This window comes from Cytophaga sp. FL35, from assembly GCF_014349235.1.
In the GTDB taxonomy this organism is placed as follows: Bacteria; Bacteroidota; Bacteroidia; order Flavobacteriales; family Flavobacteriaceae; genus Euzebyella.
On record NZ_JACSOH010000020.1, the window covers coordinates 23,448 to 35,317 of the forward strand.

8 protein-coding genes are annotated in these 11,870 nt (G+C 41.7%); all 8 read left to right on the forward strand.

The window, feature by feature from the left end:
- Window positions 1-23: 23 nt before the first annotated feature.
- The 8 genes from BIZ36_RS15140 (at window position 24) to BIZ36_RS15175 (ending at window position 11,578) form a co-directional block, all read left to right on the forward strand.
- Window positions 24-3,209, forward strand: coding sequence for a PVC-type heme-binding CxxCH protein (locus tag BIZ36_RS15140; protein WP_187458735.1), 3,186 nt, complete (start codon window positions 24-26; stop codon window positions 3,207-3,209).
- Between the two features lie 9 nt (window positions 3,210-3,218).
- Entirely contained in the window at window positions 3,219-4,475 is a 1,257-nt protein-coding gene (locus tag BIZ36_RS15145; protein ID WP_187458736.1) for an FG-GAP repeat domain-containing protein, read from the forward strand.
- A 37-nt stretch (window positions 4,476-4,512) separates the two neighbouring features.
- Entirely contained in the window at window positions 4,513-4,809 is a 297-nt protein-coding gene (locus BIZ36_RS15150) for a Dabb family protein (protein ID WP_187458737.1), read from the forward strand.
- Between the two features lie 11 nt (window positions 4,810-4,820).
- The gene (locus BIZ36_RS15155; RefSeq protein WP_187458738.1) at window positions 4,821-6,044 is read left to right on the forward strand and encodes a Tm-1-like ATP-binding domain-containing protein; all 1,224 of its coding nucleotides are present in this window, start codon (window positions 4,821-4,823) and stop codon (window positions 6,042-6,044) included.
- A gap of 10 nt (window positions 6,045-6,054) precedes the next feature.
- A complete protein-coding gene (locus BIZ36_RS15160; protein WP_187458739.1) occupies window positions 6,055-6,912 on the forward strand; it encodes a phosphoenolpyruvate hydrolase family protein in 858 nt (285 codons plus the stop codon).
- A gap of 23 nt (window positions 6,913-6,935) precedes the next feature.
- On the forward strand, window positions 6,936-8,534 hold the full coding sequence (locus BIZ36_RS15165) for an MFS transporter (protein ID WP_187458740.1): 1,599 nt from the start codon (window positions 6,936-6,938) through the stop codon (window positions 8,532-8,534).
- Between the two features lie 130 nt (window positions 8,535-8,664).
- Entirely contained in the window at window positions 8,665-9,837 is a 1,173-nt protein-coding gene (locus BIZ36_RS15170) for an alpha-hydroxy acid oxidase (protein WP_187458741.1), read from the forward strand.
- Between the two features lie 79 nt (window positions 9,838-9,916).
- The gene (locus BIZ36_RS15175; protein WP_187458742.1) at window positions 9,917-11,578 is read left to right on the forward strand and encodes a beta-N-acetylhexosaminidase; all 1,662 of its coding nucleotides are present in this window, start codon (window positions 9,917-9,919) and stop codon (window positions 11,576-11,578) included.
- Window positions 11,579-11,870: the final 292 nt, after the last annotated feature.

An 11,870-nucleotide genomic window follows, 5' to 3' on the forward strand; every position in this document is an offset into this window, starting at 1 on the left:
TTATTTTTTAAAACCAGACTACAATGAGGATTACACGACCGTTTTATCTTGGAGTGTGCTTACTGGCAATTTTGTTGGTAGGTTGTAAGAACAAAACAGAATCGGCAAATACTGTCGATGTTCAAAAAGAAGAAGAGATTGATTATAACAGAAAAACGCATTCTGCCCGTACCAAGGTATTATCAGCAGAAGAAGAATTGGCGGGTTTTGATGTGCCAGAAGGATTTGTGGTAGAATTGGTAGCCAGTGAAGAAGATGGCGTAGTCAACCCCATACACATAGCTTTTGACGATGCTGGTAGGTTGTGGACACAAACCGCTGAAATGTACCCTATGGATCCGGTCTCGGATATTGCATGGCACGATTTGTTAAACCTTATGAACAATCCCGAAGCGCAAGAAAAGGACCCTAATTTTAAAAGAGCCTTGGATCTGTATAAGGGAAAAACTAAGGGTGAGGATAAGATTTTGGTACTTTCCGATATCTATAATGGCAATCGTCCCAAATCCAATGTGTGGGCCGATGGTTTGGCAATTCCTCAGAGTATTTTACCCTATAAAAATGGCGCCTACGTAGCCCAAGGTTCGGAACTTTTCTTTTTGGAGGATTCGGACAATGATGGAAAAGCGGACAAGCGTACCCCATTATTAACAGGCTTTGGTTATACGGACACACATACCATGACACATACCTTGGTTCGCGGACCAGGGGATTGGGTTCATTTTAGCCATGGAGCACTTAATAAGGGTAAGGTAACTTCTTATACCAGCGATGCGTCCATGCGAATGGATTATAGTAAAATAGGACGTTTTTCCTTGAATGCTAAGAAAATGGAGGTAATTACCGCCGGACTTCAAAATATATGGGGCTTCAAACAGAGGGGGAATGGACAATGGTACGGAACCGAGGCCAATGACCTTGGGTATTCCATAGTTCCCATGGAAGTGGGAACCGGTTATCCGGGTATTGGAAACGAAAGGTTACGTCCTTACCAGCCATTTATGCCTGAGTTGCATAAATTTAGGGTAGGGGGTACCGGAATTTCAGGTCTCGCTTTTTCCGATGATGGAAGTGCCGGATTCCCGGAAGAATGGAAAGATGTGGCCTTCCTTGCCAATCCAATTACCAGTGCTATTAATGCGGTGCGTATAGTTCGCGAAAAGGACGGTAGTGTTACTGCGGAACACCTGCCCGATTTCCTAAAATCCAAAGACGATTGGTTTAGACCGGTAAACATGGAGTTTGGCCCGGATGGCTGCCTTTATATTGTGGATTGGTACAATAAAATCGTATCGCATAATGAGTTGCCTACCACCCATCCAGATAGGGATAAATCCCATGGTAGGATTTTTAGGGTACGTCATAAATCACAAAAACCAGGTAAAATCACCAATTTTTATGAAGTGCCTACCAAGGATTTGGTCAGCCATTTAAAAGATCCGATCCTTTGGGCCAAGCGGGCGGCATGGCATCAAATTACAGACAGGCCGGCTTATGAAACCAATGGTTTGGCCAATGAGCTCATCGCTCTTGTAACGGACAAAGGGCAAGATGATATTACCAGAATTTTGGCGCTCTGGTCTTTGGAGGGAATTGGCCACTATAATCAAGGGGTTATGGATCAATTGTTGAACGATGCTTCGGATGATGTAAAAAGGGAGGCCATAAGGTCTTTACAGTCTTTTGATTTAGGAGTGGAGGTTTTGGCAAAAATGCTTCAACAACCGGCCAAGGATGCAAATCCTATGATACGTTCGCAAGTTTTACGTACGTTAGATGCCGTAGGCAAGGCCGATCAACAAACCATTTCCATATTGGTAGACGCCTGTGATCCTCCTTTGGAAGGAAACCAAATGGGTGGGGCTTATGAACGAAACTTTGAGCGTTACTTGGCCAGAAAAGCCTTGGAAAACTATCCAAGGGAACTATCCAAGTTCATTGCTTCCAGTGAGGCGGAAAATTTTGAAACATCCAACTTAATATGGGCAAGTCAGGCACTTCCTGAAAAAGAACGGGAGGCCGTTTTTGTAAAACTTTGGAAGGAAGCGGACAATAAAAACTTTGATGAGCCTACTTTTATTATCATGGCCGGAATGTTGGACAACGCCAATGTTAGGAACGCCGTTCTTCCTCAACTTAAAGATCTTAACAAGGCAGGGGAGCATGTTTCCCTTACGCTTAAAAACTTATCACAGGTACAGTCCGATAAGCTAACTTCCGCCTTGGTAGGCCCTGTAAAAAGTTTACTTCAAAGTGGGGACAAGGATAAGCAGCTGTTGGGCTTGGATGCCGTTGGAAAACTGAACATATCTTCCCTAAGAAATCTGGTTTTTCCTTTTGTAGACGAAAATTCCACTGTGGAGACCATGAGATTTGCACTAATAGCCTTAACGCGGGAGCCCAAGAAAAACTTGTCAGCTTTGCAAAAAATGGCCCAAATGGAAACTTTGGACATGGATTTAAGGGCGGTGGCACTTCAGAATATGGCAAAGGGAGACATAAATAAAACCGAGAAAACCTTGATTGCTTGGTTGCCGAAATTGGACGCTACCCAAAAGGAAAAGGTCATTTCCATTCTTTCCCAAGCTAAGGAGGGCAGCACCGTCTTAAAGAACTTACTGTCCAAAGAAGAGTTATCCTCTAAAGAGTTCAATATTTCCAGTGCGGAAAAAGTATTTCAATCCAACCCGGAAGATCCTGTTGGCAAAGACTTGTTCGAAGCCGTAAAAAAACGGATCGAAGAGGAAAAACTGGCCTTTACGGCCAAATTGGAACGGATGATGGCCATAGCCGAAAAAGGCGGTGGGGATCCAAAGAAGGGAGAACAACTCTTTCAAGTATGTCTTATGTGCCATAGGGTTGGGGACAAAGGCTATGATTATGCCCCTGCATTGGATGGTTCCGCCCTTAGGGAGAACGAGGCATTGTTAACGGCTATCCTAGACCCCAATGCGGCGGTAGAAAGTAGTTACGCAGTATTTAGGGTAACAAAAAAGGACGGTAACAGCGTTGAAGGATTCTTGGTGAAACAGGATGATCGTGGTACTACAATTGGTTTTATGGGAGGTAGCAATCAATTTATTCAAGCCAATGAAATAGCCACACAAGGTTTCTTGGGAGGGCGTTCCTTTATGCCAAAAGGTTTAATAGATAATTATAATGATGAGCAGGTGGCAGACCTGTTAGCATTTATAAAGACCTTGAAATAAATAATTTAGATGAACACTGGCCTTAGATATAGAATGGCATTAGCATTGGTTCTGTCAATAGTGACGAGCATTTATATCATGGGGCAAACCTATGTGAAAAAGCCTAAATCGGTTGCCTTCACCAAGATAAAACTGTTGGATAAGTATATATCCGAGGGAGCTTCCGTTGGGGATATAAATAAGGACGGGCATATGGACATCGTTGCAGGAAACCTGTATTGGAAGGGACCTTCTTTTAAGAATGTTGCTGCCTACGGTCCGGTTGGATATTCTCCTATAACCGGACCGGGCTTGGAAGGGTATGCCGACAATTTTTTCACTTTTCCGCTACGGATAGATGAAAATGATTGGATGGATATTCTCCAAATTGGAATACCGGGAACGGATAGCAAATGGGTACGGGATCCTGGGAAAATTCCTTTTTCCCTATCAGATTCTATACCTGACGTTGTCCATATAGGGGCCATACGCCATGTGTGCCATGAATCGCCACAAATGGTAAATATAATCGGTGATGAAAACAAGGAGTTGCTGGCCTTTAGTCAGGGAAAATTGGTCTTGGGCGTGCCCATTGCCCAGGGAAATAGAGAATGGGAACTACTTTCTATTTCCGAAAAGGATGAAAATAGGTTTCCCGTTTTTTCCCACGGATTGGGAGCTGGGGATATCAATGGAGACGGATTAACAGACGTTCTGGAGAAAACGGGCTGGTGGCAACAGCCCGTAAATTGGGACAGGACCACTCCGTGGGAATACCATCCTGTTGCATTTTCCCACGGAACAGGAGGTGCCCAAATGTTTGCCTATGATATTGATGGGGACGGGGATACCGATGTCATTACGGCAATGGACAGCCATGGGTACGGACTTTCTTGGTTTGAACAGATTAAAATTGGGCAAGAAATAGGTTTCAAGGAACATAAAATAATGACCCATGACCCTATGGATAATACTTACGGGGTGTCCTTTAGTCAATTGCACGCCATGTCCAAGGCGGATATTGATGGGGATGGTATACCGGATATTGTTACCGGTAAGTGTTATTATGCACATAACGGGCGCGATCCCGGAGCAGAAGAGCCAGCAGCGCTGTACTGGTTTCGTACCCGGAGAAACAAAAACGGTACTACGGAACTTGTGCCATATAAAATAGATGATGATTCTGGGGTAGGAAGGCAAATTACTACCGCAGACCTTAATAAAGATGGCAAGATAGACTTGGTAACGGCCAATAAAAAAGGGGTGTTCGCCTTTATTCAAAAATAACCAACAAATAAATTAATAAAAAAATAGAATTACGATCATGACCAGACATTATGGAATGTTTCAGTTCAAGGAAGAAATTACACAAGCCCAGGTAGACAATTGTTTTGCTGTAATGAAAGATATGGTAGGAAAAATTCCAGGGCTCTTAAAAATGGAGCATGGCCAATACGATAGTACGGAGGGAATGAACGACGGTTTTACCCATGGATTTATTATGACATTTGATAGTCCCGAATCTAGGGAAGCATATTTGCCACACCCTATTCATGAAGAGGTAAAGGCCTTTGTTGTTCCAAAATTGGAACGCGTGGTGGTTTTCGATTTTAACGTGTAAGGGTGCAACTCATGAAGAATAACGAAAAAGCAATTCTCATGCTTGGTTGCTTCGATACCAAAGGAGAGGATTTCACCTATTTATATAATCGATTACGATTCAAAGGTGAAACGGTAATGACCATTGATACGGGCGTTATGGAAAGTGATGTAAGATTTCCTGTGGACTTTGAGAATGCAAAAGTGGCCCAAGCCGCTAATACGGATTTGGAGACAATCAAAGCAAATAACGATAGGGGAAAGGCGGTCGAGATGATGGGAAAGGGCGCGGCACGGATTATAACGAATCTGGTAGCCCAAGAACAGATTAAAGGAGTTATTGGCATGGGAGGTGGCGGTGGCACTTATATTGCTTTAGAAGCCATGCAAGCAGTACCCATGGGCATGCCTAAATTTTGCATATCAACGCTTGCCGCTAAAGATCTTTCCCGCCAAATAGGGGTAAAGGACGTAACCTTAATGGTATCTTCGGTAGATGTTGCCGGTCTTAACAGTGTAAGCAAATTGCAAATGGACCAAGCTGCCGCAGCTATTGCCGCCATGGCCAATGAGGGTAATCTATCCTTAAAAAATGGTGAAAAAAGAATAGCCATTAGCATGTTCGGTAATACAACGGCCTGTGTAAATAAATGTACGGAACTTTTAAAGGCCAAAGGCTATGAAGTATTGGTTTTTCATGCAACTGGCGTAGGAGGGGCCACAATGGAGGCGTTGATCAGGGAAGGAGTATTCACGGCAGTATTGGATGTTACCACTACGGAATTAGCAGATGAATTATTGGGAGGAGTATTAAGTGCCGGTTCTGATCGACTAACGGCCGCATCGGAAATGGGTATACCACAAATCGTGGCGCCCGGATGCTTGGACATGGTAAATTTTTCGCAAATGGATACCGTTCCTGCCAACTATAAGGATAGAAAGTTATATAGCTGGTCCCCGGATGTAACCTTGATGAGAACCAACAAAGAGGAAGGCGTTGTCCTAGGGAAAATGTTAGCGGAAAAGGTAAATGGCTCATCGGCGCCGGCCCAAGTACTGATACCCTTAAAGGGAATTTCACAAATAGATAATACAGGAGAAATTTTTGAGGATAGAATTGCGGATAAGGCGTTGTTCGAAAGTTTAGAAGCACACTTATCAGAAAAAATAAAACTAAAGAAAATCGATGCGCACATCAATGATGCGGCTTTTGCCGAAGCGTTGGTAAATAGTGTATTGGAATCACTAAAAAATTAAATAGAACAATATGCCAAATCAATGGACAGGAAAGGGTAATCCCTATACCAGAGAAGAAATTAGAGAACGATTAAAGAAAACCCTAGCAGCAAAGAAGGCTATAATTGGAGCAGGTGCCGGTACGGGAATAAGTGCCAAATTCATAGAAAAAGGCGGTGCGGATTTCCTAATAGTATATAATTCCGGACGTTTTAGGATGTCCGGCCACGGATCAACCGCTGGTTTAATGGCTTACGGTGATGCCAATGCCGTAGCTATGGAAATTGGAGAGTTTGAGGTTTTGCCAGTAGTGGAGGAAATTCCTGTTTTCTGCGGGGTACATGGATCGGACCCAAGAAGGAGAATGTGGCATTTTCTACAACAAGTAAAGGCTATGGGTTTTTCCGGTGTAAATAACTTTCCTACGCATTCTATCATAGACGGAAATTTTAGGGAAATTCTAGAGGAAACCGGAATGAGCTTTAGCAAGGAAGTTGAAATGGTAAGGTTGGCCTCTAAAATGGACCTGTTTAGCTGTGTTTATGTGGCAACTGCAGAAGAGGCCAAGCAAATGGCAGAAGTAGGGGCAGATGCCATTATAGCGCATGTGGGTACTACCGTAGGCGGGTCCATTGGGGTGGTGGGAGCCACGGTAAACATGGATTTTGCCATTAAAAGAACCCAAGAAATTATAGAAGCAGGGAAAAGTGTAAATAAGAATATTATCTTTTTGGCACATGGCGGCCCCATAAATACTCCAGATGATGTGAAGGTCATCCTTGAAAAAACGGATGTTCATGGTTTTGTTGGTGCTTCTTCATTGGAACGTATGGCCGTGGAATCTTCCTTGACAAAGCTCACCAAGAAATTCAAAGCGCTTACTCTTTAAAGTAACAATCGAAAACTTAAGAAATGAACGGTAAAAACAAGGAGGCAACACAAAACAATAACCTGCTCTTTGTAGGGTGTTTTATTGCCCTACTTACAACCGCATTTGGGTTTATTACAAGGGTTTTTCTGGTGGACACATGGAGCGAGGCCTTTGACCTAAATCCAGCGGAAGCGGGAAAATTAATGGGCATCGGAATTTGGCCGTTTTTTGTAGCAATCATTTTTTTTAGTCTTTTGATTGATAAAATAGGTTATAAAGTTGCCATGGTAGTTGCTTTTATAGGTCATTTGTCGTGGGGTATTTTAGGATATTTTGCTTATCAGTACCTACAAGTGGGAGATACAGATTCTGCTTACGCCTTATTGTACTGGGGAAGTTTAATATTTGCATTGGGCAATGGCACTGTAGAGGCATTTATTAACCCGGTAGTTGCCACGATGTTTTCGCGTAACAAATCCAAATGGCTTAATATCCTACATGCCGCATGGCCCGGGGGTCTTGTTTTGGCAGGTATTATCTTAATTGCAATGGGTAACGTTGCTTGGTGGATCAAAATAGCTATTACCATGGTTCCCGCTATCATGTATTATGTGCTTTTGATCAGGCAGGAATTTCCTACTAATGAAAGGGTTGCAGCCGGTGTAAGTTATAAGGAAATGTTACAGGAGTTCGGGGTGGGAGGAGCTTCGCTGGTAGCATTCCTGGTAGTACTTCAGTTGAACGATTTCTTTGAACCGGCAGCGGATGACTACGTACTAAAATATAGTTTTATAGGTATAGGGGTATTTATGGTGTTGGCTTTTGGTTGGTATGTTAAAACATTGGGAAGGCCAATTTTGCTTTTTCTTTGCTTTATAATTATGCCATTGTCTACCACGGAATTGGGAACGGATTCATGGATACAATCCATCATGGACGATATCGCTAGGTCCAAGGGTTTTGATGCTGGTTGGGTACTCATCTACACTTCGGCAATTATGCTGGTTTTAAGGCTTTTTGCAGGATCGGTACTGGATAGGGTAAGTCCTTTGAATTTACTTATCGTTAGCTGCGTGTTCGCTATTTTCGGACTTTATTTTCTGTCCGTTTCAACAGGGTGGTATATATTTTTAGCGGCAACGTTATACGGACTGGGAAAAACATTTTTTTGGCCTACTACTTTGGGGGTTGTTGCGGAACAAACGCCCAAGGGCGGTGCCCTTACGTTAAATGCTGTGAGTGGTATAGGTATGCTAACGGTAGGTATGCTGGGCGCCCCTATTATCGGTGCTTTTCAATCCAACTCCCAAATAGAGCAGTTGCGGGCCTCACAGGAATTAGCAGAGGTAATGCCCAGCCAGCTGGTAGATACGGAAGGAGTACAGTTACCCTTGAAAGAAAAAACTATTTATTCAATCATTGATTACCAAACGCTCCATGCAGAGCAGCTTACCGGGATAATTGATAAAACGAATAACCCCGAAGAAGTCAGAAATTTGGTGAGGCAATTAAAGAACAAGGGAACCCAAAGAGCTTTAATAAAGGTGATTGTCTTTCCAATTATCATGCTCATCTGCTATCTCATTCTCTTAGTGTACTTCCGTTCCAAGGGAGGGTATAGACCAATTCTTTTAGAATAGGACAAAAGCAAGAATGCCTTAAAAATAAGTTGTTAGTTAGTTTGAGGATTGGGGGCTTGGCAGGCATCAAGTCCCCTTTTCTAAATTCACAGTGGTCAATAATTCTATTAAAAAATTTAACGAGAAACTTATGTCTATAAAAAAGTGGAAAGTAGATTCCAGGTATCCCTCTATGGATGATTTAAGGAATAGGGCAAAAAGGAAAATGCCCAAGTTTGCATTCGAGTATTTGGATGGAGGGTGTAATGAAGATGTGAACCTTCGAAAAAACACGGATGACATAAGAAAGGTTGAGCTTATACCTGATTATCTAGGGGAGCATGGAAAGATAAATTTAAGGACAAATCTTTTTGGTCATACTTATGATGCCCCATTTGGGATTTCTCCTGTAGGTCTTCAAGGTTTAATGTGGCCCAATTCTCCAGAGATTTTGGCTCGGGCGGCCAAAGCCCACAACATTCCATTTGTTCTAAGTACGGTTACTACAAGTAGTATAGAACGTATAGCCAAAGTTTCAGAAGGTACGGCCTGGTTTCAATTATACCATCCGGCAGAAGAACGCTTAAGGAACGATATATTACATAGACTGGACATTTCTGGATACCCGGTATTGGTAATACTTTGTGATGTGCCCACATTTGGCTATAGACCACGGGATATACGCAATGGTTTGGCCATGCCCCCAAAAATATCTTTACAGAACATCTTACAGGTATTAAGTAGACCAGAGTGGGCTTGGAATACGCTTAAGTATGGGCAGCCCAATTTTGAAACCTTACGGCCATACATGCCAAAGAATCTTGATTTAAACCAATTGGCCCAATTTATGGACAAAACCTTTACAGGAAGATTGAATGAAGAAAGGATAAAGCCTATACGAGACAAGTGGAAAGGCAAGCTGGTGCTAAAAGGGGTAGCAAGTGAAGCAGATGCGGAAAAGGCAGTGCAGTTAGGTCTTGACGGAATCATAGTTTCCAATCATGGTGGTAGACAGTTAGATGCGGGAGAATCTACCATCCGCTCATTGGCTCGCATTGTGCAAAACTATGGGCATAAAACTGAGGTTATGATGGACAGCGGTCTACGTTCTGGGCCAGATGTGGCCAGAACGTTGGCCAGAGGTGCCAAGTTTACTTTTATGGGCCGTTCTTTTATGTACGGTGTTGGTGCTTTAGGAAAAAAGGGGGGCGATCATACTATTTCTCTCCTTAAAACAGAACTCAAACAGATTATGGAACAGGTAGGTTGTGAAAAGATAAGTGCACTACCGGAATTCTTGGCAGATACGCAGCCAATGCAATAAGCACTAAAAAAATTATAACCATAAATCTTATCCTACGTGATTAAAAGTGAATTAAAAAATTATTAAAATTTCGATACCTATGAGAAGAGTTGTATTCCAACTTATTTCATTTATTTCTAAGACCCTTTGGCCCCAAATTCCTAATATTCAAATTCTGGGTTCTTTACTGTTTTTGGCATCATTGGTATGTCATAAATCAGGGGCGCAAACTCAAGTGTTGGCAAACAACGTGGTTCCAGAACCATTTGAAGTAAGGTCTGCTAAAGGTTATTTTACTTTAAATGAGACTCACGGTTTTATCGTGGCTAAAGAATTTTTCAATAGTAATGAGATTGTGAATCTGCAGCAACTTTTGAAACTAAAAACGGGGATTGAGTTATTACCATCAAAAAATCCTGCAAAGGAAGGTGTAGCTATTAAGTTTAATGATTCTATTAAAAATTCTGAAGGATACCTTTTAGAAATAAGCCAAACTGGAATCAGGTTTGAGGCTTCCCATAAAAAAGGACTTTTTTATGGAATTCAAACTTTAAGACAATTGTTTCCTTTAAGCATAGAGGGTGAAAATTCTGGAAGCTTACCATTTGTAATCATAAAAGACACCCCCCGCTTTAGTTTTCGTGCTTTAATGCTGGATCCGGCAAGGTATTTTTTACCTATTGAAGATATGAAAAGGTATGTAGATGTTATGGCAATGTATAAATTTAACCGGCTTCACCTACATTTAACGGACGATCATGGATGGCGTATAGAAATTAAGAAATACCCAAAACTAACAGAAATAGGGTCGGTACGGAAGGAAACAATGGGAGACGGTAAACCTCATGGAGGTTTTTATACCCAGAAGGCGCTTAAAGAGTTAGTGGCGTATGCAAAGGAAAGACATATTGAAATTATTCCCGAAATAGATATGCCTGGTCACGGAATTTCCATTTTGGCGGCATATCCAGAACTGGCATGTTTTCCAAAAAAGTTTGAATTGAGTACCACCCCCGGTGTTTCTAAAGAGCTGCTATGCGCAGGTAAGGAAGAAGTTTATCAATTTTATGAAGACGTTTTAGCAGAAGTAGTGAAAATATTTCCATATAATATTTTGCATTTGGGAGGAGATGAAGCACCCTTGGATCAATGGAAAAGAAGTCCGCATTGCCAAGCAATGATACACAATAATCGTTTGGGAGACGAAGAAGGACTAATGGCCTATTTCTTTGGTCGGATAAATGATATATTGATAAAATATAAAAAAGAACCAATTTTTTGGTACGAAAGTAATGTAAGGCACTATCCTGCTAATAGTTCTTTAATATTATGGCGAAATGAACATCCAGATAAAATGCTCAGGGAAATTCAAACAAGGGGATTAAAAATGATTAACTCGCATGGAAGAAGTGCTTATTTTGATTATCCACAATGGAAAGGAGATTTGCCAAACGCAGATTGGATGCCTCTACTTACTCTAAAAGACACGTATCATTTTGATCCTGTTAGGGGTTTGACTGATGAAGAAAGTGGCTTTATCAAAGGAGTTGAAGCGTATGTTTGGGGCGAATACGTACCAAATTTAGAAAGAGCATTCTATATGACCTACCCCAGGGCATTGGCATTCTCTGAAGCTGCTTGGTCTGCAGATAAAAATCGCTCATGGAATTCGTTCCTAAGTAAACTGGAAAAGCAAATGCTATTGCTTAGTGAAAATGGTGTTTTTTTTAGACCACCCGTTGAGTACCTAAATACTAATTAAGGTGATAACTATACCCATTCGGAAGACATCATCTGATATATAGCATTTTTTTTACAAAACTTAAAGAACAACTTTTCATAAACGATGCCATTGACATATTGTAGGTTGCGCATCCTAGAAGTAGTAGCCAATGCCCAAAGGCTACACCATCTAATGTCAAATTTTATTAAATTTGTAAAAAGGACAAATCGGAGTGTTCAAAAGTTACCTATTCGGTTACCTGTTTTGAAAAAATTAAAGTAACTTATTGATTTGTAACGACATATGGGGTGTCTGATAGTCCAGTCATCCC

Excerpts from the sequence above, each read along its gene's own strand:
- BIZ36_RS15140 (WP_187458735.1), top strand. The coding sequence starts at position 24 with ATGAGGATTACACGACCGTTTTATCTTGGAGTGTGCTTACTGGCAATT.
- BIZ36_RS15145 (WP_187458736.1), top strand. The coding sequence starts at position 3,219 with ATGAACACTGGCCTTAGATATAGAATGGCATTAGCATTGGTTCTGTCA.
- BIZ36_RS15150 (WP_187458737.1), top strand. The coding sequence starts at position 4,513 with ATGACCAGACATTATGGAATGTTTCAGTTCAAGGAAGAAATTACACAA.
- BIZ36_RS15155 (WP_187458738.1), top strand. The coding sequence starts at position 4,821 with ATGAAGAATAACGAAAAAGCAATTCTCATGCTTGGTTGCTTCGATACC.
- BIZ36_RS15160 (WP_187458739.1), top strand. The coding sequence starts at position 6,055 with ATGCCAAATCAATGGACAGGAAAGGGTAATCCCTATACCAGAGAAGAA.
- BIZ36_RS15165 (WP_187458740.1), top strand. The coding sequence starts at position 6,936 with ATGAACGGTAAAAACAAGGAGGCAACACAAAACAATAACCTGCTCTTT.
- BIZ36_RS15170 (WP_187458741.1), top strand. The coding sequence starts at position 8,665 with ATGTCTATAAAAAAGTGGAAAGTAGATTCCAGGTATCCCTCTATGGAT.
- BIZ36_RS15175 (WP_187458742.1), top strand. The coding sequence starts at position 9,917 with ATGAGAAGAGTTGTATTCCAACTTATTTCATTTATTTCTAAGACCCTT.